The organism is Nocardia sp. A7 (assembly GCF_046549215.1).
Taxonomy (GTDB): Bacteria; Actinomycetota; Actinomycetes; order Mycobacteriales; family Mycobacteriaceae; genus Nocardia.
In genome coordinates this window covers 256,549-278,638 of the sequence record NZ_JAJPWE010000005.1, presented here as the reverse complement: position 1 = coordinate 278,638, position 22,090 = coordinate 256,549, and the positions used below count along the sequence as shown (strand labels likewise).

Sequence of the window (22,090 nt, the reverse complement as noted above, 5' to 3'; positions counted from 1 at the left end):
CCCGCGCTGAATCCGTTCGATCGCTGGACAGCACCGATCAGCTGGTGAAAAGGGCCTCCAGTTGGTGGGCGGCGGCGACCGGAGCGTTGGTGACGTGACCCGCGTGGGTGTTCAGGCCCAGCGCCAGGCTCGGGTCGTCCGCGCAGGCGGGTTCCCAGCCCTTGTCGGCCAGGGCCACCACGTAGGGCAGGGTGGCGTTGGTCAGCGCGTAGGTCGAGGTGTGGGGCACCGAGCCCGGCATGTTCGCCACGCAGTAGAACGTCGAATCATGGACCTGATAGGTGGGATCCGCGTGGGTGGTCGGGTGGGTGTCCTCGAAGCAGCCGCCCTGGTCGACCGCGATATCGACCAGCACCGAACCCGGTTTCATCTGCGCGACGAGGTCGTTGCTCACCAGCTTCGGGGCAGCGGCTCCGGGGATCAGAACCGCGCCGATCACCATGTCCGCCGCGCGGACCTGCTCGGCGATCGCCAGCTTCGACGATGCCAACCCGCGCACGCGGTTGTTGTAGCGCCAGAACGACATGCGCAACTTGTCGAGGTCGGTGTCGAGCAGTGTCACGTCGGCGCCCATCCCCAAGGCGATATTGGCGGCGTTCTGGCCCGCGACGCCTGCTCCGATGATGACCACCTTGGCGTGGTCGACACCGCCGACACCACCGAGCAGCACCCCGCGCCCGCCGTAGGGCTTCATCAACGCGTGGGCGCCGACTTGCGGCGCCAGGCACCCGGCGACTTCCGACATCGGGTACAGCAACGGCAGTCCACCCGAAGGGAGTTGCACGGTCTCGTAGGCGATGGCCGTAACCCGTTGCGCCAGTAGCTGTTCGGTCAACGGTCGGTCGGCCGCCAAGTGCAGGTAGGTGAACAGGATCAGCCCTTCGCGCAAGCGGTGGTACTCCTGCTCGACAGGCTCTTTGACCTTCAGCACCAGGTCCGCGCCTGCCCAGACGTCGTCGGCCGCGGCGAGGATCTGCGCGCCCGCCGCGAGGTATTCGGAATCGGGAATCGATGATCCCACCCCGGCCCCCGCTTCGATGGTCACGTGATGACCGTTCGACACCAACTCGTGCACGCCGATCGGCGTGATCGCGACACGGAATTCGTTGTTCTTGACTTCCTTGGGGACACCGATGCGCATGGTCACTGCTCCTCGAGGATGATCGGCTTATGACTTGAGCATCGAGGATCACTGCGGCGGGTAGCCAGAACTCCTGCACAATCAGCGAATAACAGTGAAAATACTGAGTATCCTGCGAAGATGTCGTCGCGACAGCAACACCGCCCGCAACCCGTGCAGCCGTTCCGCGGGTCGCCATCGAACCTCGACGACATCGACCGCAAGCTCCTGGCCGAACTCGCCGAGGACGCCCGCGTCCCCAACAATGTCCTGGCGGCGCGAGTCGGTATCGCCGCGTCGACCTGTTCGCTGCGGCTGCGCCGCCTGCGCGAACTCGGTGCGATCCGCGGCTTCTACGCCGACATCGCCCCGGAGGCGCTGGGGCTGCCACTGCAGGCGATGATCTCGGTCCAGGTGCAACCGGCGGCGCGGGCGCGCATCGGTGAGCTGGCCACCAAGCTCGCCGCGCTGCCCGGTGTGGTGAACGTGTATTTCCTCGCCGGCACCGTCGACTTCTTGATCCAGGTGTCGGCGGCCTCGCCGGACGCGCTGCGCGAGTTCGTGACCCAGGAACTCAGCGCGACCCGCGAATTCGCCTCGACCGAGACAAGTCTGGTCTTCGAGCACATCCGCAGCGCGCACCCCATGCTCTGACGCCCGGCGCCGGCGCGGACTCTCTGCGACGATGTGCCCATGAGCACCACCACCCGGCCGGGTGTGATCACGGCAGGCACGCTGTTCCTGTTGTCGTCGCTGTACTTCGCGCAAGGTTTGCCGTTCGGCTTCTTCACCCAGGCGGTGCCGGTGGTGTTGCGCGATTCGGGCTACTCGCTGGTGGCGATCAGCGCCTCGGGCGTGCTGTTTCTGCCGTGGGCGCTGAAGTTTCTCTGGGCGCCCTACGTCGACCGGTACGGCACCCGGCGGACCTGGCTGCTGGTCTTACAACTGCTGTCGGCCGCGGTCGCGATGGTGTTGGCCTGCCTGGATCTGTCGTCCTCGCTGCGGTGGTTGTTCGCGGGCATCGTGGTGGTGAATCTGCTCTCGGCGACCCAGGACGTGGCCACCGACGGTGTGGCTGTGCGCATGTTGGGTCCGCGTGAGCGCGGCCTGGGCAACGGGGTCCAGGTCGGCGCCTACCGCGTCGGGATGATCGTCGGCGGTGGCGCTCTGCTGTGGTTGTACGCGGTGGCCGGGTGGCGGGCGCTGTTCCTGGCGATGGCCGTGCTGATCGTGCTCACCACGGTGCCGGTGTGGCTGCTGCGCGAGCCGGTCGCGGACCGTCCGCCGCGCCCGCAGCCCGCGAAGCTGCTCGGCGCCTGGTGGAGCAGGTTGCGCCGCCCCGGCGTTCTCGCCTTCCTCGCCATGATCGGCGCGTTCAAATTCGGTGACTCGATGGCCGCGGCACTCACCGCGCCCTTCCTGTTCGACACCGGCCTCGACATCGGCGAGATCGCCCTGATCAAGGGCGTCCTCGCCTCGGCGGGCGCGCTGGCGGGTGCGGCGCTGGGTGGCTTGCTGGCCTACAGTCTCGGTCGTCGACAGGCGCTGCTGATCGGCGGTATGACCCAGACCGCGAGCATCGCGCTGTACCTGTTCGCCTCCCTCGGTCTGGGCGGATTCGAACTTCTGGTGACCGCGAGCCTGGCCGAACACGTCTTCGGCGGTGCCGCCACCGTCGCCGTCTTCGCCCTGATGATGGACGCGTCCGAACCCGATCACGCGGGCAGCGACTACACCCTCATGGCCTGCGCCATTGTCGTCGTCCAGGGGGTGGCGGGCATGGCCGCGGGTCTCATCGGCGACCTGGCAGGCTACCCCGCCCTCTTCGGCACCGGCCTGGTTCTCTCCGGACTGGGCTGTGCCGCAATGATTCTCGGCCTGTCCCGAGGTCTGGGACCGGCGAACCTGTACCGAGCCCTCGCTCCCGGCGAGGCGAGAGACGCTGGATTGTGTGCCGTCGGACAGAACCGCCCGCAGGACGCCGCCGAGTAACGGCGACGAACTGTCGAGTTCGGGCTGGTCGCGATCGGAAGACGACACCGCGTTTCTCGGTCGCGATCAGGCACCGGACACCGTTGGCTCGACTATCTTGAGTCCGATGTGTTCGCCCGAGATCGTTCGTTGCGCCCAGGAGCGCGCGCCACAGCCGAGTCGGCGGGCCGTGCTCGGTCTGGCGGGCATCGCCGCGCTGACCGCGATGGCACCCGCGCCCGCCGTTGCCGCGCCGCGATCCGGCATCGTCGATCTCACCCACACGCTGACGCCGCAATTACCGGTGTGGCCGGGTAATCCGCCGATGGTCATGGTCCCGGTGGCATTGCACGCCTCGGGTGGGTTCGGGCAGTTCGCGCTCGGCTACTGGGAGCACACCGGAACCCATATCGACGCGCCCGCCCATCGGATTCCCGGCGCCACCACGACCGAGGCCATCGCCGTCGACGACCTCGTCGCGCCGCTCGTGGTCATCGACATCAGTGCCAAGGCCGCCGTCGACGCCGACGCGGTGGTGACCGTCGCCGATATCGACAGCTGGCGGTCGCGGCACGGCGACATCCCGGAGCGGGCCTTCGTCGCGATGCATTCCGGGTGGGAACGTCGCATGGCCCAACCGTCGACCTTCCTCAATCTCGATGAACGAGGAACACCGCGCGCGCCGGGTTTCTCCGCCGAGGCCGCGGAATACCTTGTCGCGCAGTGCGGGATCGTCGGTGCCGGGGTCGACACGCTCAGCCTGGATTGCGGTACCGATCCCGAATACGGTGCGCACACAGCTCTTCTCGGTGCGGGGCGCTACGGAGTGGAGATGCTCGCCAACCTTGCCGCGGTACCGGCGAGCGGCGCGACGGTCATCGTTGGCGCACCGAAGCACGCGGGCGGAACCGGCGGGCCGTGCCGGGTGCTCGCGCTCATCTGAGGTGCCTCACCAGTCCGGTCTGCCGATCGAAAGTTGGTGCTGGAAAACGTTCCTCGGATCCGCGGCCGCCTTGACTGCGAGCAGTCGCCGATAGTTGTCGCCGTAATAGAAGGCGTGCCACGGTAGACCGGACGTGTTCCACGCGGCATCGGCCAGATCCGGGTCCGGATAGTTGATATAGCTGCCGCCGTAGGCCTCGTTCGGCACCGGAACACCGCCGGTCTCGGCGTGGACGTCGCGGTACATCTCGCGAGCCCAGCGCACATACCGCTCGTCATCGAAGGGCAGTCGCCACGACGCGTGAATCAGCATCTTCATGAACGAATCCCGCGCGGGCATCGCCGTCGCATCGGCGGCGACAGCATTGATCGCGCCGCCGAACGGCAGGAATTCGAGCTGGGATTCGCCGAGGAAACCGAGATCGGTGATGTAGCGGTAGAAGATTCGGAGCTGGTCGGGGGAGTACGCCTTGCGCAGATACGCGGCCTTCACCTTCACGCGCGTGGTGTTCACGCCCTTCGCGTAATACACCTGGTTCACGGTGTCCGGGTACGACAGTTGGGTGACCGGGGTGAGAATGGCCGGCGGGAACACGCCGTCGCTCACCGTGGCGACGAATTCGTCGAAACGGGTTCGCGCATCCGGTGTTTCGGCATCGAGCAGGATCAGCATCTCCGCCGCGCCGGTGCCGGTCGTCCTGATCATCAGCGGCGCGTAGAGACCGGCGTAGGCATTGCCGGGCGCACTGTGGCGTTCGAAGAACCCGAGGTAGTTGGTGAGCAACCGGACGAACGAATCCTCGGTCGTGATGGGCAGGATCAGTCGCGCGTTCAGCATGCTGCCCGGCGGCGTCGGTAGCGCTTGCGCCGGGTCGGCGCCGTCGGATCCGGGGGATCGGAGCAGGAACCGGGTCACCACACCGAAATTGCCGCCACCGCCACCGGTATGCGCCCACCACAGATCGCGGTCGGGACCGTCCTTCGTCGCGACCACGACTTTCGCGACCACCCCGGACGACCTGCGCGCCGCGCCGACCACCGCGGGACGCCCGCCCCTTGGTACCAAGATCGCGATCCTGGATTCCGCGCGCAAAGCGGTCCCGATCGGCGTGGTCGGTCGGATCTTCGTCGGCAATCACATGCTGTTCGACGGCTACGTCAGCGACACCCCGCCCGAGGAATCCGACGGCATGTTGGACACCGGCGACCTCGGCTACCTCGACGCCGAGGGCAGGCTGTTCGTGGCGGGGCGCGACGACGAGATGATCATCTCCGGCGGCGAGAACGTCTTCCCGCGCCCGGTCGAGGAAGCACTGGCGTATCTGCCCCAGGTCACCGATGTCGCGGTGGTCGGGGTACCGGATCGCGAATTCGGTCAGCGACTGGCCGCGTTCCTCGTCAAGAACGAGGGCTCCGGGCTCGACCCGGACATGGTGCGCACCTACGTCCGCAACCGCCTCAGTCGCTTCTCGGTGCCCCGCGACGTCACGTTCCTCAACGCGCTGCCACGCGGCGAAACCGGCAAGGTACTCAAGCGGTTGCTGGTCGACCCGGAGGGGTTGGCAGGCTGAGCCGGCCTGCCCCGCCGGGTCGAAGCCGTTACGGGCGCGGGTTGTCCTGGAACAACTGCCACATCCGGTTCAACATCTCGGTTCGCCGCGCTCCCGTCGGCCAGTTGTGGCTGCCGCCGTTGTAGACCCGCCACAGCACCTCGGTGCCGGACGCGCAATCCCAGACCCTGGAGTCCTTGGCGTCGGTGCCGCCGCCGGGCTGCTCGTTCTGGCAGGGGCGGTTTTCCCAGCTCCAGTACATGACGTGGCCGTAGGCGACGGGCTCGACGATGACGGGATCGCTTGCCGAGGCGAACACGCCCCACGAGACCGCGCGGGCGGGATTACAGCCGGTCGGCGGGGGTGCGGGTGCGTACACGGCGCCCGAAGCGAACACCTCCGGTGCGGTGCAGGCCGCACGCGAGGCCATCTGGCCACCGTTGGAGTGGCCGGTGAGATGGACCCGATTGCTGTCCACCCCGTACTGCGTGCTGACCTTGGTGACAACCTTCTTGATATGCGTGACGTCGGCCGCATCGGCGTTCCAGCCCCAACCAGGGGTGCTGTTCTGGCACTCCGGCTTGTTACCACGGGGGTAGACGACGATGAACTTGTGCTGATCGGCGAGGGCGTTCCACCCCCACTTCCCCTCGACGCCTTCGGGCGAGTCGTAACCACCGTGGAGGGCGACCACGAGCGGTGCCCCGGCGGACACGCCCGCCGGGACGTGAACGCGGTAGTGCCGCTCGTCGTACTCGATGTTGCCGGGGGCCTTGAACTCGCAGGGGTCGTCGGCCGGACTTTCAAGAACTGCTCGGTCGGCATGGCCGGGAGCGGCTGCCGGTACCGCGAGTAGTAGGGCTGCGCAGGACGCGCCGAACAGCGCGGTCACGCGCTTCATCAGAGAGGACGCCACGGAAACTCCTTGTGTGCGAACGGTATTGCAGATCGCACACTACGCGTACAGCGGTGTTCTTCGATGGGGATTGGCACGTCGCGGTGGGAGGAGGGTTGGGCGTGCTCGGGCTCAGAGGTCCAGGACCAGGCGTTTTCCCGCGCAACGTGAGACACAGGCCAGGGTCACCCCGGCGTCGTGTTCCTCGGGGGTCAGCGCGCCGTCGCGGTGGTCGGGGGTGCCGTCTGTGACGCGGACGACGCAGGTGCGGCAGAAGCCCTGGCGACACGAGTAGGGCTGGTCGGGGCGAACCTTCAACAGGGCGTCGAGCATGGTCTGGTCGGCGGCGACCGGGACGACTTCGCCGGTGCTCGCCAATTCCACCTCGAACGCGGTGCCGTCGACCACCGGTGCGGGGGAGAACCTTTCGGAGTGGAACTCGATGCCGGGCATCGTGCGCACGGCGGCGGCGAGGGCGGCTGTCATGGGGGTCGGTCCGCAGCAGTAGATCGCCGTGTCGTGGTCGACACCGTCGAGAAGGTCTGCGGCACTGGGTGTTCCGTGCTCGTCGTCGGTCCGCACCAGCACGTGGCCGCAGAGTTCGGCGAGCTCGTCCAGGAACGGCAGGGTGTCGCGGCTGCGCCCGCAATAAACCAGGGTCCAGGCGATACCGAGCCGGTCGGCGGCACGCGCCATCGCCAGGATCGGGGTGATGCCGATGCCGCCCGCGACGAAGTGCAGGCGTTTGGCCGACGAGCCGCGCCCAGGGGGTGCGAACGGGAACGCGTTGCGTGGCCCGCGGATCACCACCGCGGTGCCGACGGGCAGCTCGTCGTTGACCTCGATCGACCCGCCGCCACCGTGCGGAATGCGGCGCACCGCGATGCGGTATTCCCCGGTGTCGGCCGGGTCGCCACACAGCGAGTACTGCCGTAGGCGCCCGGACGGGAGTTCGATGTCGATGTGCGCGCCCGGCGCCCACCGGGGCAGCGCAGACCCGTCGGGCGCGCGCAGTCCCAGATTGATGACAGCCTGATCCTCGGCCACCAGCACGCGGTCGGTGACGACCACCGGGAAGCGGGCGTCGTCAGCCCTGGTGCGGAGGGGGCGGCGATTGATCAACGTCGACCAGCGAATCCGCAGGTTGGCCACGGCGGCGATCGCTTTGGTGGTCGGATCCTGCTCGTGCTTGCCGTACAGGTCAGGCGGGATCACCAGGGGCGCCGGATGCACGGTCATTGTCCCGCCGCCCTGGCCGCCGGTGACTTGGCCAGATAGGCGATCGCCTGTTCGGTCGAGCCGACGTTCGCCGGGTCGTAGCGCGGATTGAACGTGGACCCGGCACTGATCAGCAGCGCCGGAATACCCGGTAGCGCGCCACGCCACATCGCCCCGAGGATCTTCCGGACCAGCGTGGGATAGCCCATGTTCGGCAGTTCGGGATCCTGATTGACCAGAAACTTGGTGCCGCGCACGAGCAGACTCAGCAGAATCGGGATGACGATCAGCATCATCGCCGCACGCCGCAGATAGCCTGCGCCGAAGTAGATGGCGACATCATGGGCGACACTGCGATGTTCGACCTCCTCGGCGCCGTGCCAGCGGAACAGGTCGAGCACGCGTGGTTCGGCACCGTGGGATTCCAGGTCGGCGTTGAGAATCCAGTCACCGAGCCAGGCGAAGAAGTGTTCGAGGCTGGCGATGAACGTCAACCGTTCGACCAGGCGGGTCTGCGCCGCTTGCGGGCTGCCCTCGCGCGCGCCGAGCGAGTTGCGGAAGACGTACTCCATCTGACGGGTGTAGGGCGCGGTGTCGATGCGGTGGGCGGTGAACACCTGGTCCAGGACCTTGGCATGGGTTTGCGCGTGCATCGACTCCTGGCCGATGAACCCGAGCATGTCCTCGCGCACCTTCGCGTCACGCACGTAGGGCAGCGCGTCGCGATAGGCGGCGCAGAACATCCGCTCGCCTTCTGGCAGCAGCAGGTTCAGCGAGTTCACCAGGTGTGAGGCGATCGGCTCGGACGGCATCCAGTGCAGGGGTGCCGAGGTCCAGTCGAACTGCACATTGCGCGCCTGCAAGGCGACGTCAGGGTTACGCACGGTCCTGCGCGGGCGACGGAACGGGAGTTTCATCGGACCTCCTGTGCGAGGGGAGCGGAGCTGTGATGGCCCGCGCGCAGGAACCGGCCGGTTCCCCAGTCCGCGCCGATGCCGGGGGTCATCTCGCCTGCGCCGAAGACCCGGCGGCCGTTGACCACTGTCGCGACGACCGCGCGGTCGTTGCGGTTGACCATGCGATCGAGCCCGAATTCGGGCAGCGGTGCCTCGTGGAGCTGGTGCACCTCGTCGTCGAGGCCGGCCGGGTCGATGACGACCAGGTCGGCGCGATTTCCTTCGCGCAGGTGACCGGCGTCGATCTGATACCAGTCGGCGAGCTCACCGGTGAGCCGGTGGACGGCACGTTCGATGCTCAGAAACGGCTTGCCGGATTCCTGTGCCCGCAGCACCCTTTCGAGCAGCCGCAGCGGGAAGTTGTAGAACGACATGTTGCGCAGGTGGGCGCCCGCGTCGCCGAAGCCCATCTGCACGCCGGGGCTGGCGGCGAGCTTGTTCAGGTATTCGGGGCGATCGTTGGCGATCGTGGTGCGCCAGCGCAGCGCGGGGCCGTATTCGACGACCATGTCGAGGTAGGCGTCGACCGGATGCAGGCCACGGTCCTTGCCGACCTGCCCGATCGACTTGCCGACCACCGATTCATCAGGGCAGGCGATGATCTCGGCGTCGAAGAAGTTCCGGTGCCAGATGCGCGGGGTGAACTTGTTGTCGTACTGCTTGCGGAACCAGCGACGGTACGGTTCGCTCTGGAGCAGCTCGTTGCGTTCGACCTGATCCTTCAGATGCAGGGCAGCGGCACCGGCGCCGAACTCCTCGAACACCACCAGGTCGATGCCGTCGGCGTAGACGGTGAACGGCACAGGCAGGTGTTGCCACCGGAAGTCGGTGCGGGCGAAGCGATTCAGCAGCGGCGCGGCGTAGAGCATGAACCACACCAGTGGCGGGTAGGCCTTCGAGTCAGCCGCCGACAGCAGCGAGGTGCGCAGCCTTGCTCGGCCGATACCGGAACTGGCAAGGAAGAACATGGCGATGTTGGGGTTGAGGCTGACCGTCGGCGCGCTCTGCAGGATCCGGCCACGCCGACGCAGCACCTTGTTGAGCGCACGCACCTCTTTCCCTCGGGTGTAGGTCGAGGGGAGCGAGCGCGACCGATATTCGTCGCCGTCGATCTTGTCGAGTGTGTTCGTCATCGACGACAGCCCGAGGAAGCCTGCGTCTACCGCGGCGTCGAGCAGGGTGGTCATCTGCTCGATCTCGGCGGCGGTGGGTTCGGTGTCGCGGGTGACCGCGCGGCCGAGCCCGAGCACATGCGTGCGCAGATCGGAGTGCCCGAGGAACGCGGCGACATTGGGGCCCAACGGCAGCGCGTCCAGCGCCTTGGCGTACTCGCCCGGATCCGACCAGGTGCGGTGCTCGTCGAGGGCTGCGTGCACCGCGTCGCGAGGCACGGCCTCGACGCGACTGAACAGATCCGCGCAGTCGGCGTTGGAGGCAAGGACCGTCGACAACGAGCAGTTGCCGACGACGACCGTGGTGACGCCGTGGCGCAGCGACTCCGACAATTCGGGCTTGATCAGAATTTCCGCGTCGTAGTGGGTGTGGACGTCGACGAAGCCGGGCAGCACCCATTTGCCCGCGGCGTCGATCACCTCGGTGTCGGCGCCGATCGGCAGTGGGTCGGCGGAGATCGCCTCGACGATGCCGTCGCGGATGCCGATGGTGCGCTGTGCGGACGCGGCTCCGGTGCCGTCGAACCAGCGACCGTCGGTAATGACGATGTCGAAGTCGAGCATGGGCTTTTCGCTCCCTGGTCGTTACTTGGGCTGGGCCTGGATGAACGTGTCGGCATATTCGGCGATCGCGGCGGGGTCGGAGTAGGGCAGCCAGTGCCCGCGTGGCAGGTCGTGGCGGACGACCTGGTCGGCCCACTGTGCGGTGTCGTCGTAGCCCGCGGGGCGCACGGCGATGTCACGGGTGTTCACGAGCAACTGCACCGGGACCGTGGTGCGTCGTTCCCGTGGCCCGAACATGCGGGCGAGGATGTTGGCCTTGTAGAAGCGCAGCCCCGAGATCATGTCCTGTGTCAAGGTCGGTGCCAGCGAGATCTGCTCGGCGGGCGTGCCCTCGACCAGGCGAAGGAACAGCTTCCAGCTCTTCTCGGTGCCGACGAGCCGGAAGAGCAAGTCCGGCAGGATCGGCAGCATGAAGAAGGTGGTGTAGGCCGAGGACAGACACTGGCTGAGCGTGCCCCAGATCCCGCGCGGGGTTCCCGATGCCACCCCGCGACGCATCCAGGTGGCCAGGTGGTCGAGGTTCGGGCCCGAGATCGAGGTGAACGACGCGACGTACTGGTCCGCGCCGGGCTCACATACCGCTTCCCAGACCTGGACCGAGCCCCAGTCGTGGGCCACGACGTGCACGGGTTCGGTGGGGCTCACGGCCTCCACCACAGCGAAGAAGTCGGTCGCGAGCTTGCTCAGCTGGTAGGCCGAGACCTGCGTCGGCGCGCTGGACTCCCCGTAACCGCGGGTGTCGTAGGAGATCACTCGATATTTGTCCGACAGCAGTGGAACGACGCCGTCCCAGAGATGGTGAGTGTCGGGCCAACCGTGGACGAGGACAACCGGGATGCCGTCTTCGGGGCCGAATTCATGGACCGCGAGCGAGATGTCGCCGTTGCGCACCAGATGTGTTCTGGATGACGCTGCCCCGAGCGTGTGGTTGCCGGTTTCGCGCGTCATACGAGACTCCTTCCGGCACAGGGCGACGTTGCCCCGTGCAGACTCGATAGTACCGACGGTACCGATTATTGATACGCGTGGTACCAGAATATCTTGATGATCTGGTCGACCGCTGTCAATGAGGGGTGCTTGTCCGCTCGCGAACACGGTGGCGGACCGCTCGCCCTACGCCGCTATCCTGGCCGTACGCGCAGGGCGGACAGGGAGAACACTGTGACTACATCGTCGAGACCGGTTCGCCGGTCACCCGTGCGGTCGCTCACCCGTGAACAGGTCATCGCCGGTGCGGTGCGGTGTATCGACCGCGACGGACCCCAGGTGAGCATGGAGACGCTGGCCAGGGAGATGGGCGTGGCCAAACCGCGTCTGTACCGCATGTTCGCCGACAAATCCGAGCTCGACGGTGCGGTCTCGGATTGGCTTGTCGCGCAAATCTACTCGGCCGTCGCGCCGGATCTTTCGCTGATCATGCAGCCACCACGGGCCACGATCCATCGGTTCCTCACCGCCTACGCCGGGGTCATCGCCGAGCATCCCGATGTGTTCCGGTTTCTCGTCCTCACCCAGAGCGTCTCGAGCGCCGACCCGGCTGCGCGGCCCTTGGACATCGGTCGGCGCCTCTCCCGTGATCTGGCCGAGCGCAGCCGCAGCGTGCTGTCTTCGGTCGCGCTCGATACCGACGGTATCGACCATCTGCTGCGCGGGATCGTCGGTTTCGTCATGGCCGTCACCGACCTGTGGCTCGACACCGATCCCGTCCCGCTGCCGGAGCCGACGGCACTGTTCGTCGATCGGACGACCAATGCCGTCGTCCAGCTGTTCGACGGCTTTCTCCGCGAGAAGGGCGTCGTCATCGAGCCCGACATGTCGGTGGCGGCGACGTTGGCCATCATCACAGAAAACGCGCCGCCGCTCGACTGACGCCCGTTGTGCCGGGTCAGGCCTTCATCTCGTACGTCCCGGCCAGATCGCGCGCCTTGCCGAGGACGCGCTCGAAACGAGCGTCGTCGAAGACCGGTCGGCGGACCAGGTCGAGGGCCCGGCGCTGTTGGGTGGGGGTGGCGGTCGGCTTGTTGTGCAAGGTGAGCGCATTCGCGGAGAAGCTGCGGACGAAGCCGTCGAAGATCTGATCGATGACCGCCGGGTCGGTGCCGTCGATGACCGCTTGCTCCAGCACCAGTTGCGCGTAGGGCACCGCGGTGAACAGCTCACCGAACGCGAACAGGAAGTCCACGTCCTGCTGCTGCGACGACGTCGGTGCGGCGACCGCGAGCAGGGCCTGTAGCGCGAGCACCTGCTCGAGGAACACCGCCACGTTCGCCACGTCGCCGAAGCTCTCGAAGACCGGTCGCCAGTCCGCGAAGCGAATCCGGCCGAGGCCGCTGCTCGGGCCCTGCCGGAACAGGAATTCGTCGTCGGCGGTGTCGTGGCGCGAGGGCACCGGAGCGTATGCGGCACTGGCGAATTCGGCCCGCAGCGGCTTCACGACCGCGCCGAGGCGCGGGGTGAGCTTGCGACTCGACCAGCTCAGCGCCCCGGCGACCGCACGGGTGGTGCCCTTGGACGCCACCGAGGCGCCCGGGAGCGACCGCATCGCGGCCAGGCCGGCATCGGCGGGGTGGAACATGTAGTTGGCCATGAACTTCAGCGACAGCGCCATGTTGACGTGGACGGTGCCCTCGAGTCGCGGCAGGCCGAACATGGCCGTCATCGCGACCGGGAAGTACATGTCGTTCTCGAACCCACGCGCGGCGATCACGTCGGCGAGGTCCTCGATCACGCGCTGTCCCTGCCGGGTCACCGACATCTTCTCGATGGCGTTGAACAGCAGGTAGCGACGATCGTCCGCCGATGCCGACCGCATGTAGTCCACCGCGCGTGCGCTGTAGAGCTTCATCGCGGCGATGCGCGCGTAGGAATCGGTGATCAGCGCCCGCACCTGAGGGAACTCGGTGACCTTGTGCCCGAACAGAATTCGGTTCTCGGCGTGGTTGATCGCCTCGTGGAAGGAGTGCTCGCAGGCGCCGATCGCGCCGAAGCCGAGATTGAACTTGCCCACGTTGACGGTGTTCATCGCGGCGTGGAACGCGTCCTCGCCGCGGTGCAGGATGTCCTGCTCGGCGACGGGATAGTTCTCGAGTTCGAAAGCCGCGACATAGATCTGGCTGTTGACGACATTCTTGCGCAGCTTGTACGCGTCGTGCTGGGAATCGGCGACGAAGAAGAGATACCCCTCGTAATCCTCCTGCGTCGGCTTGCCCCGCAGGGCCGCGGCACTGTCGATGATCGGCTTGTCCGAACGGCGCCCGAAGACCGAGACCATCGAGGCCAGGTTGCCGTTGCCGATGTAGTACTTGCCGCCGGTCGCGGTGTAACCGCCGTCGGGCTGCGGGTCGACGATCATGTCGGTGGAGTACACGTCGGCGCCGTGTTCGCGCTCCGACAGCCCGAACGCGAAGATCTCACCGGAATCGAGCTGTGCGGCGGCCTTCTTCTTGGCTACGGCGTTGTCGCTCTGCCAGATCGGGCCCAGGCCCAGGATGGTGACCTGCCAGATGTACCAGTAGGTCATCCCGTAGAAGCCGAAGATCTGGCTCAGCACGGCGTTGCGCGAGGTGTCCCAGCGCTTGTCCGGGTCACCGCCTGCCTCGGCTGCCGGGGTGAGGAAGGTGGCGAACAGGCGCTGGCTCTTCACGAAGTCGAGGAAATCCGACGGCCAGACGCGGGACCGGTCGTCGTCGAGCAGTTGGGTCTTGCCGCGCGACTCGAACCAGTCGACCGTCGCGCGCAACAGCCTGCGCGTCGCCGGATCGAACGGCGCGAAGTCGGCGGTGTTCGGGTTGAAGAAATCCTGGGGCATCCTCGCTCCTCCTGCGGGCGTCCGGCACGGCCGGACGGTTCATTCGCCACTGTAGCATTTTCGTACACCGATGTAGGAACACCGGGTGGGTTGCTATTGTGGGCGCATGGGTAGCGAGACGGCAGTGCAGCGGCGGGGGCGGGCCGCGCATCTGGGCCCGGAGCGGCGCAGGCCGCAGGTGCTCGACGCGGCACTCGCCATCGCCGCCGACGACGGCGTCGCCGCGGTCACCATGGGCGCGGTCGCCGATTACATGAAGGTCACCCGCCCGGTGATCTACGCCTGCTTCCCCGATCGGGTCGAACTGATCGACGCGCTGATCCAGCGCGAGGAGAGTTTCCTGATCTCCGGTGTTCTCGACGTGCTGCCACCGCGCGCGACCGATGCCGACGAGACGGTGTTCGTCGAGGGTTTCCGCACGCTGCTGCACAAGGCCGCCGAGCGACCCGACGCGTGGCGACTGATCTACGGCAACCCCGATCCGGCGGTCGCGGGTTCCTTCGGACGTGGTCGACGGCTGGCGGTCGAGCGCTGCACAGCGTTGCTGCGTCCGACCCTGCTGGCCTGGGGTATCGACGACGCCGAGCGCAAATTGCCCGCACTGGTGGAGTTATGGGTCTCGGCGGCCGAAAGCGCGGTCCGCACTCTGTTTGCCCACCAGGACGAGTGGAATCCCGATGACCTCGGTGCTTTCGTCGGCTCGGCCGTCTATCGCGCCATGCGCGGTGCGTGATGTCCGCGCCGTAGGGATCAGTGCGTGGGCGAAGGTGTCCGGGTGGCCGAGCGCACGCTGTCGAGGAACTCCGCGATCGTCGCCCAGGTGGTGTCGCGGGCGGTCGGCCCCGCGATGATGCCGAGGTGGCTGCCCGGGACCTCGGTGAAGCGAACCTCTGACGCGTTGGTGAGGACTCCGGTGCCCGCCGCGACGGACGCCGATGAGGCCAGCGCGTCCTTGGTGCCGCCGATCAGCTGCGTCGGCGCGGTGAGCCCGGTCAGGTCGATCGCCCGATTCGGCCCCAAATGCACTGTGCCCTTGAACATTTCGTTGCGGATGATCAGCTGCCGGTAGGCCTGACGATAGAACCGGCCCGGGTAGCCGGGCATGGTGTCCATGAACCGATCCACCGATTGCATGCGGGCCAGTGCCTCGGTGTCGGCGATATTGCGGACGATGTACCACGGTTTGGTGAGCTCGCGGTCGATGGACTGGATGCGAAAACCCACTCGCACACCGTATTTCGGCACGCCGCCTGCGGCCCGGATCGCCGCGGTGACCCCGCGGCCGCCGGTGAGCTGTCCGAACCTGCGGGCCAACGAGATCTGACCGTTGCGGCGCTGATCGAACGGGGTTCCCACCGCGGTGACCGACCCGATCGGCAGGTCGGCGTGCCCCGCGGCGGTGAGCACACTGATGGTGCCACCGAACGACCAGCCGATCAGGTCGACGGGGGAGTGCTCGTTGTCCGCGCTGACCGCCTCGATCGCCGTCGGCACGATGTCATCGACCCACTCCTCGAAGCCGAGGTCGCGGTCCGCGTAGGTTATCTCGCCGTAGTCGAGCACATAGACCTCGCGCCCCAGTTCGAGCAGAAATCGCACCAGGCTCTGGCTGGGACGCATGTCGTAGCAGGAAATGGTGACTGCTAACGGGGGCACGAGCAGGACGGGATCGCCCGTGGCGGGGGTGGAGCGCCGGTAGCGCAGCAGCCGACGGTGCGGTTCGTCGTAGACGATGTCCGACGGCGTCGGTGTGTACGGCTCGACGCCGTCACCGAACAGCGCGACCACGTTGCTCAGTGCAACCGACAGGGGACCCATGCAATTCTCCGGATATGTCGCGACGGCAGGAGAAAACTAACTGTAACTCCCTGTATCAGCTTATCCGTTCTCGAAGATTACGCCGAATCCGCAGCTGGACCACGGCCCGGGGGCGACCGGAACACGTCGACGCCCCGTTCGACAACGGATCGAACGGGGCGTACTCGTATGGTCGGCGGCAGCGGCGGACCGCTGCCGTTCGCGACGTCGATCAGGGTTTACGGGCGACTCCGCCGTAGGCCGAGATCGGGCGGACCTCGCCGACCTCGGCGGTCTCCGCGCGCCACTCGGTGATCGAGGTGAAGCCCGGTTCGACCAGTTCCAGGCCGTCGAAGGCGCCGAGGATCTGGGCCTGCGTACGCGGGATGTACGGTGTGCCGCCGGTGCCGGTGTAGTTCTCGCACAGGGTGACGTAGGCCTGGCTGTCGTCGGTGCCGTCCCACATGATCAGGTAGCTGCCCGACGGCACCGCGCCGAGCACGGTTCCTACGATGCGCAGCAGCTCGTCGTAGGTTTTGGCGTGGCCGAGCACGCCCATGAACATCACCGCGATCGGTTCGTTGAAGTTCAGCACGTTGCGCGCGTCGGCGACGATCTGTTCCGGCTCGTGGAAGTCGGACTCGATGTAGGTGGTGACACCTTCATCGGTGGTGCTGGTCAGCAGCGCGCGCGCGTGGGTGAGCACCAGCGGGTCGTTGTCCACGTAGACCACGCGGGCCTCGGGTGTGACGCCCTGGGCGACCTCGTGGGTGTTCTGCATCGTGGGCAGCCCGGTGCCGATGTCGAGGAACTGCTTGATGCCGCGTTCCTTCGCCAAGAAGCGGACGGCCCTGATCAGAAACTGCCGGGACTGCACGGCCATGGTGGAAATGTCCGGGTCGACCGCCAGTCCGGCGTCGCCGGCGATCTTGTCGATCTCGTAGTGGTCCTTACCGCCCATCCAGTAGTTCCAGATTCGTGCGGAATGGGGGATATCGGTCCTGATCACGGGTGTCTGCACGTCGGCCATGAGCCTTGCTCCTCTGCAACTCGACAGTGGCGCACCCCACCCACGGGGCAACCACCAGTGGCATAGCATCTGATCTGTTTGCGACAGTACAAGATTGGCGGCAAAACGGGCGGGGCAATCAGTGATCCCTCACAGCTGCGTTCATCGGCCGAAATCGGGTAAGTCCGCTACATGACTACTCTGCGCAGAAATGTTGTGGCAACCGCGCTCACCGCGGCCGCGCTCGCCGTCCTCGGCACCGGTTGCGACCAGGTGGAGAAGGCGGTCAACAAGGGCGGCGATACGCCGTGTAGCGAATACACTGCCCAGTCCTCGGAGGACCGGCGGGTCACGGTGACCAAGTTCCTCGAACAGGAGCGGGGGGACGAGGCGAAGCCGGATCCGAACACCATCGACCTGTCCGTCGCCGCCATCGATCTGATGTGTGGCGCGCAGGCCAACCCGGACACCCCCATCCGGGAAGCTGATCTGACGGGTGTGCTCGTGCCCAAGTGACACCCGGCGATAGTTCGATCTCACTGTGCGTCACCCATTTCAAGTGTTCACTGCGACAGCCACGTTCGGCCGGTAGCATCGCTAACGGACCGTAAGGGTTAGTCCAGCAAGATGTTTCGTCGCGATCGCGGATAACCGGGGTCCGCGGGACACCGGGTGATCGAGAGGTTTCACAGTGGAGACGGTGACGAATCGGGTCGTAATGGATCCGACTGGGCAGAACATTCAGGGTGAGAACGTCGAGATCAGGGCACACGGTCCCGCCACCAGGGTCGAACTGCCGGGCGGGGTGCAGGCGTGGTCGATCACCGATGCCGCGCTGCTGGAGAAACTGCTCATCGATCCCCGGGTATCCAAGGACGCGAGCCAGCACTGGCCCGCGTTCGTCGCCGGTGAGGTTCCCCCGGATTGGCCGCTGTACCTGTGGGTCGCGGCGCCCAACATGTTCACCGCGTACGGCCCCGATCACCGCAGGCTGCGCAAGTTGGTGGCGCCCGCCTTCACCGCGCGGCGCACCGAGGCCATGCGCGCACAGGTCGAGCGGATCACTACCGAGCTGCTCGACGCGCTGGCCGAGACCCCGGCCGGTCAGCCCGTCGACCTGCGCGAGCACTTCGCGTATCCGCTGCCGATCCAGGTGATCTCGGAGCTGATGGGGGTACCGGAATCACTGAACCCGGGCCTGCGCACCTGTGTCGACGGCATCTTCGACACCACGCTCACCCCGGAGCAGTCGCAGGCCAACTACATGGAGATGTACCGCATCCTCGGTGAGCTGGTGGCGTTGCGGCGCGAACAGCCCGGTGACGACATCACCAGCCTGCTGATCGCCCAGCACGACGACGAGGAGGGCGCGCTCACCGAGGAGGAACTCGTCGGTACCCTGCTGCTGGTGATCTCGGCGGGGCACGAGACCACCGTGAACCTGCTCGACCAGGCCATCACCGCGCTGCTCACCCGCCCCGATGTGCTCGAGCGCGTGCGCGCGGGCGCGATCACCTGGCCCGACCTGGTCGAGGAGACACTGCGTTTCGAGTCGCCGGTCGCACATCTGCCGTTGCGTTTCGCGGTGGACGACATCGAGATCGACGGTGTGCGCATCGCCAAGGGCGACCCGATTCTGGCGAGCTACGCCGCTGCTGCGCGCGATCCGAAGCTGCACGGCGAGACCGCCGACGAGTTCGATCCCACGCGAAAGAACCAGTCACACATGGCGTTCGGTTACGGGGCGCACCACTGCCTCGGTGCGCCACTGGCCCGGCTCGAGGCCCTGGTGTCGCTGCCCGCACTGTTCGAGCGGTTCCCCGACCTGAAGCTGGCCGTGCCGACGACCGAGCTCGGCACGGTGCCCAGCTTCATCTCCAACGGTCACCACCACCTGCCCGCCTACGTGCACGGCGCATAACGGGCGAACCCGCTCGGCCGACTGTTCGTGGTCGGCCGAGCAGGTGCCTCAATTGCCGGGCACCACCAGCGGGCGAGTGCTGGGGAACACCACCGGCAGCCCGGCCAGCGCCCGGTGGAAAGGGCCCGGCCGCCAGACCAGTTCGTCCGCGGGCACCGCGAGCTCGAGTTCCGGTAGCGCGTCCAGGAGTTGGTCGATGGCCTCCTGGGCGATCAGGTAGGCCGGGGATTTCGCCGGGCAGCCGTGCGGGCCGGTACTCCACGCCAGGTGCGCGCGGTTGTCGAGGAAATCGCCGGTCCCGATCGCGGGATCGTTGTTGCACGCGGCCATGCTGATGACGACCGGCTGATGCGCGGGCAGCCACACATCGTCGACCAGGATCGGTTGACGCGGGTAGGTGGTGCAGAAGTTGGCCATCGGTGGGTCGGTGTAGAGCACCTCGTCGAGTGCGTCGCGGGTGGACAGGCTGCCGCCGAGCAGGCTGCCCGCGAAACGCTGGTCGGTGAGCATCAGCCGAACCGTGTTGAGGATCAGATTGAGCATCGGCTCGATCCCCGCGCCGTACATCGTGAGCACCTGGTTCATCAACTCTTCGTCGGTGAGCTGCTGGGAATGCTGCACCAACCGGGTCGTCACATCGTCGCCGGGCTCGGCGCGCTTGAGCCGCACGAGGTCGTAGAGCGCGTCCTCCATCATCTGCGTGCCGGTGGCCGCGGTGTCGCCGCCCTCGAACATCTGCGCCATCCCGGTCGCCACCCGCCCGCCGATGCCTGCGGGGACACCGAGCATCGCGTTGATGGTGGCGAAGATGACGGGAAAGGCGTACTGGCTCAACAGATCCGCGCTGCCATCCGCGCAGAAGGAGTTGATCACCGGCATCGCGATCTGCTCGACGGTGCGATGCAGCTGGTACAGGTCGACACCCGCCAGACCCGCGACCGTGACCTGCCGGTGCCGCGTGTGCTCCATGCCCGAGGTCCGAATCGCGTTGGGGCGGTAGCGCATCATCGGCAGAATCGGGCAGTCGGCGGGAATGTCGCGCTCCCACATCCGCGGGTCGGCGGGGAAGTGGTCGGGATCGTTGAGAATCTGTACCGCGGTGCGGTAACCGATCACGAGAGTGGCGGGGACACCGGGCACCAGGTCGACGGGCACCAGCGAACCGAAGCGGTGCCGCATCTCGCGGTAGGTGCCCTGCGGGTCGGCCGCGAACTCGGCCGAGTACAGCGGCACCCGATCCTGGCCGCTGCGCGAATCGGGCGAAACATCCAGTGTCACAGCCTGTACTCCTGAGTCGAGGATCGGTGCCTCGGCGACGCGCCGAGTTCGTGGCCGACCCTGGCGGCCAGCTCGTTCATGCGATGGGCGACCAGCGCGAGGTCCACCTCGGGGGTCGTGGCGACGCCGAGCAGGGTGCCCGCGCCCGCGGCCGTGATCAGGACCATGCCCTCGTCGTACTCGGTCATGTTCTGGCGCACCGTGTTCGCGAGTCCGCCGCAGAACTCGCCGAGTACCTTGCCCAGCGAGCGCAGCCCGCACGCGGCGGCCGCGAAACGCTCCGCGTCATCGGTGCTGATGTCGCCGGAGTGCGCCACCCGCAGGCCGTCCTCGGATAACAACACCGCGAACCGGACGCCGTCGAGTGTCAGGTCGTCGAGCAGCCACCCGAGGTGGTTGGTGCTGTTCGCGATCGGGTAACTCATCAGCTGTCCTGCCCTTTCGTGGAACGCGCGGCCGCGGCGCGGCCGTGTCGGGAGCCGCTGTGCCAGGCCGCGGCGAGCTCGGGGCGGGCGAGCGCGTCGCCGGTGTCGGCGCGCTCGTCGGCGGGGGTGACGGCGCGGCGTGTGCGCTTGGGAAGCCCGCCGGTGGTGCGCTCGTGCTCGTCCACCGCCGGCTCCGGCTCCGGTGCGATGACCGCGGCGACAGCCTGTGGTGCCACCGGTTCCGGTGCCTCGGCATGCTTGGGGTGGTGCACCTCGGTGGCGGTGACGAGCAGGGCCGCGGGCACGAACACCATCGCCCTGGTACCGCCGTAGATATTGGGTCCGTCGACGTAGGCGGCGAAGCCGTAGCGGCGCGCGAGCGCGGCGACACCGGGGAACCCGACCCGCGGTGCGGGGCCGAGCGCGTTGATGTCGACCACGCGCTCGCCCGAGAGCACCTGGCGCGCCTCCTCCATCTGCTCCCCGCTCATCCGCACGCCCGCGTCGTCGATGATCACGGTGACGCCGTGGTGGCCCTGCTGGTAGGAGATGTCGACGAACGACGACGGCGGCGAGTAGCGCAGCGCGTTGTCGAGCAGGGTCGCGACCGTGTGCACGAGCGGTTCGACCGCCCGACTGATCACCACCTGCTCGCAGTGGCCTGTCCGCACGCGCAGGTAGTCACGCACGCGGCCGGTAGCGCCGCCGACCACGTCACCCACGGTCTGCTGTGGCCAGCGTCGGCCGGGCAGCCCTCCCGAGACGATGACGTAGGCCTGCGCCTGGCGGATCATCTGCTGGACGGTGTGGTCGATCCGGGTCAGCGTGGCGTAGACCTCGTCGTTGCGGTTCTCCCGCAGCGCGTTGCTCACGACCTGGCCCACATCGGCGCCGAGACTGACCACCGTGGTGCCGAACGCGCGGACCGCGTTGCTGGTGGCCGCGCGCGCGTCGGCCGAGACCTGGGCGCGTGTCGCCTCCTGCGCCGCTTCGACCTGCGCCGCGACGCGCTCTTGCGCCGCCTGCTCGGCCAGTGCCGCCTCGTGTGCGCGCACCCGCAACTCATCGGCGTGGGCGAGTGACAGCTGGTCCATCGCCGCGTCTTTGGCCTGGAGTTCGCGCTCGGCGACCACCAGGCGGGCCCGGACCTGACGTTCGTTGCGCAGGGCCTGGAGTGCGACGGCAACCGCGCCGAGCAGAACCACTGTGGCGATGGAGAACAAGAAGACCGCGAGCGTCGGTGTCATCGGTTCCTTTGTCGTGTGTACCGACCGAAGAGCCGTGGTGGCCGGGTCCTCGCCGGTCTCTCCGACGAGACTTCTCACCGCCGTCCGATACTCACCACTGTTGCGCCGCACCATCATCGGGCACCGCGCGCGTGAGTCCGGTCGATCCGGGCCCGCTGCCCGGCGTCTCGGCGACGGGAGACACGTTAGCAGTGCGTACCGCCGAGTGCACGAAACG

Annotated in this window: 20 protein-coding genes and 1 pseudogene; 8 read left to right on the top strand and 13 right to left on the bottom strand. The window is 67.3% G+C overall.

The window, feature by feature from the left end:
• Positions 1 to 37: 37 nt before the first annotated feature.
• A complete protein-coding gene (ald, locus tag ACLJPD_RS26805; RefSeq protein WP_410875839.1) occupies positions 38 to 1,141 on the bottom strand; it encodes an alanine dehydrogenase in 1,104 nt (367 codons plus the stop codon).
• A gap of 120 nt (positions 1,142 to 1,261) precedes the next feature.
• On the opposite strand from ald, the gene ACLJPD_RS26800 reads away from it, so the two are divergent.
• From ACLJPD_RS26800 to ACLJPD_RS26790, 3 genes are all read left to right on the top strand, one after another.
• The gene (locus tag ACLJPD_RS26800) at positions 1,262 to 1,774 is read left to right on the top strand and encodes an Lrp/AsnC family transcriptional regulator (RefSeq protein ID WP_410875838.1); all 513 of its coding nucleotides are present in this window, start codon (positions 1,262 to 1,264) and stop codon (positions 1,772 to 1,774) included.
• 39 nt (positions 1,775 to 1,813) lie between these two features.
• Positions 1,814 to 3,112: an MFS transporter gene (locus ACLJPD_RS26795; protein WP_410875836.1), complete on the top strand. Its 1,299-nt coding sequence runs from the start codon at positions 1,814 to 1,816 to the stop codon at positions 3,110 to 3,112.
• A 106-nt stretch (positions 3,113 to 3,218) separates the two neighbouring features.
• Complete coding sequence (locus tag ACLJPD_RS26790) at positions 3,219 to 4,034, top strand: cyclase family protein (RefSeq protein ID WP_410875835.1); 816 nt, start codon at positions 3,219 to 3,221, stop codon at positions 4,032 to 4,034.
• Between the two features lie 6 nt (positions 4,035 to 4,040).
• Here ACLJPD_RS26790 and ACLJPD_RS26785 read toward each other — a convergent pair whose 3' ends face one another.
• Positions 4,041 to 4,280 (bottom strand): BBE domain-containing protein, encoded by a 240-nt coding sequence (locus ACLJPD_RS26785; RefSeq protein WP_410876320.1) that lies wholly within the window; start codon positions 4,278 to 4,280, stop codon positions 4,041 to 4,043.
• A 760-nt stretch (positions 4,281 to 5,040) separates the two neighbouring features.
• Between ACLJPD_RS26785 and ACLJPD_RS26780 the strand changes: the two are divergent.
• Positions 5,041 to 5,604, top strand: a pseudogene (locus tag ACLJPD_RS26780) (AMP-binding enzyme); the annotation flags it as partial.
• Between the two features lie 28 nt (positions 5,605 to 5,632).
• Here ACLJPD_RS26780 and ACLJPD_RS26775 read toward each other — a convergent pair.
• The 5 genes from ACLJPD_RS26775 to ACLJPD_RS26755 form a co-directional block, all read right to left on the bottom strand.
• Entirely contained in the window at positions 5,633 to 6,499 is an 867-nt protein-coding gene (locus ACLJPD_RS26775; protein WP_410875833.1) for an alpha/beta hydrolase family esterase, read from the bottom strand.
• 111 nt (positions 6,500 to 6,610) lie between these two features.
• Positions 6,611 to 7,717: a PDR/VanB family oxidoreductase gene (locus tag ACLJPD_RS26770; RefSeq protein WP_410875831.1), complete on the bottom strand. Its 1,107-nt coding sequence runs from the start codon at positions 7,715 to 7,717 to the stop codon at positions 6,611 to 6,613.
• Complete coding sequence (locus tag ACLJPD_RS26765; protein WP_410875829.1) at positions 7,714 to 8,613, bottom strand: metal-dependent hydrolase; 900 nt, start codon at positions 8,611 to 8,613, stop codon at positions 7,714 to 7,716. Before ACLJPD_RS26765 ends, ACLJPD_RS26770 begins: the two co-directional genes overlap by 4 nt.
• Positions 8,610 to 10,388 (bottom strand): N-acyl-D-amino-acid deacylase family protein, encoded by a 1,779-nt coding sequence (locus ACLJPD_RS26760; RefSeq protein ID WP_410875828.1) that lies wholly within the window; start codon positions 10,386 to 10,388, stop codon positions 8,610 to 8,612. Before ACLJPD_RS26760 ends, ACLJPD_RS26765 begins: the two co-directional genes overlap by 4 nt.
• A 21-nt stretch (positions 10,389 to 10,409) precedes the next feature.
• Positions 10,410 to 11,336, bottom strand: coding sequence for an alpha/beta fold hydrolase (locus ACLJPD_RS26755; protein WP_410875826.1), 927 nt, complete (start codon positions 11,334 to 11,336; stop codon positions 10,410 to 10,412).
• Positions 11,337 to 11,549: 213 nt separating this feature from the next.
• Between ACLJPD_RS26755 and ACLJPD_RS26750 the strand changes: the two genes are divergently transcribed.
• Positions 11,550 to 12,257 (top strand): TetR/AcrR family transcriptional regulator, encoded by a 708-nt coding sequence (locus tag ACLJPD_RS26750; protein ID WP_410875824.1) that lies wholly within the window; start codon positions 11,550 to 11,552, stop codon positions 12,255 to 12,257.
• A gap of 16 nt (positions 12,258 to 12,273) precedes the next feature.
• Here ACLJPD_RS26750 and ACLJPD_RS26745 read toward each other — a convergent pair whose 3' ends face one another.
• Positions 12,274 to 14,196 (bottom strand): acyl-CoA dehydrogenase family protein, encoded by a 1,923-nt coding sequence (locus ACLJPD_RS26745; RefSeq protein WP_410875822.1) that lies wholly within the window; start codon positions 14,194 to 14,196, stop codon positions 12,274 to 12,276.
• 106 nt (positions 14,197 to 14,302) lie between these two features.
• On the opposite strand from ACLJPD_RS26745, the gene ACLJPD_RS26740 reads away from it, so the two are divergent.
• A complete protein-coding gene (locus ACLJPD_RS26740) occupies positions 14,303 to 14,929 on the top strand; it encodes a TetR/AcrR family transcriptional regulator (protein WP_410875821.1) in 627 nt (208 codons plus the stop codon).
• A gap of 17 nt (positions 14,930 to 14,946) precedes the next feature.
• On the opposite strand, the gene ACLJPD_RS26735 is transcribed toward ACLJPD_RS26740, so the two are convergent.
• Positions 14,947 to 16,014 (bottom strand): alpha/beta hydrolase, encoded by a 1,068-nt coding sequence (locus tag ACLJPD_RS26735; protein WP_410875819.1) that lies wholly within the window; start codon positions 16,012 to 16,014, stop codon positions 14,947 to 14,949.
• A gap of 211 nt (positions 16,015 to 16,225) precedes the next feature.
• Complete coding sequence (locus tag ACLJPD_RS26730) at positions 16,226 to 17,023, bottom strand: SAM-dependent methyltransferase (RefSeq protein ID WP_410875817.1); 798 nt, start codon at positions 17,021 to 17,023, stop codon at positions 16,226 to 16,228.
• A gap of 195 nt (positions 17,024 to 17,218) precedes the next feature.
• Between ACLJPD_RS26730 and ACLJPD_RS26725 the strand changes: the two genes are divergently transcribed.
• Entirely contained in the window at positions 17,219 to 17,518 is a 300-nt protein-coding gene (locus tag ACLJPD_RS26725; protein ID WP_410875815.1) for a hypothetical protein, read from the top strand.
• A gap of 202 nt (positions 17,519 to 17,720) precedes the next feature.
• Positions 17,721 to 18,923: a cytochrome P450 family protein gene (locus ACLJPD_RS26720; protein ID WP_410876319.1), complete on the top strand. Its 1,203-nt coding sequence runs from the start codon at positions 17,721 to 17,723 to the stop codon at positions 18,921 to 18,923.
• Positions 18,924 to 18,971: 48 nt separating this feature from the next.
• Here the strand turns inward: ACLJPD_RS26720 and ACLJPD_RS26715 are convergent, their stop codons facing one another.
• The 3 genes from ACLJPD_RS26715 to ACLJPD_RS26705 are packed head-to-tail and all read right to left on the bottom strand — an operon-like array spanning position 18,972 to position 21,873.
• The gene (locus tag ACLJPD_RS26715) at positions 18,972 to 20,195 is read right to left on the bottom strand and encodes a cytochrome P450 (RefSeq protein WP_410876318.1); all 1,224 of its coding nucleotides are present in this window, start codon (positions 20,193 to 20,195) and stop codon (positions 18,972 to 18,974) included.
• 2 nt (positions 20,196 to 20,197) lie between these two features.
• Complete coding sequence (locus tag ACLJPD_RS26710) at positions 20,198 to 20,626, bottom strand: roadblock/LC7 domain-containing protein (protein ID WP_410875813.1); 429 nt, start codon at positions 20,624 to 20,626, stop codon at positions 20,198 to 20,200.
• Entirely contained in the window at positions 20,626 to 21,873 is a 1,248-nt protein-coding gene (locus ACLJPD_RS26705) for a sensor histidine kinase (RefSeq protein WP_410875811.1), read from the bottom strand. The genes ACLJPD_RS26710 and ACLJPD_RS26705 overlap by 1 nt, the downstream gene beginning before the upstream one ends.
• Positions 21,874 to 22,090 lie beyond the last annotated feature (217 nt).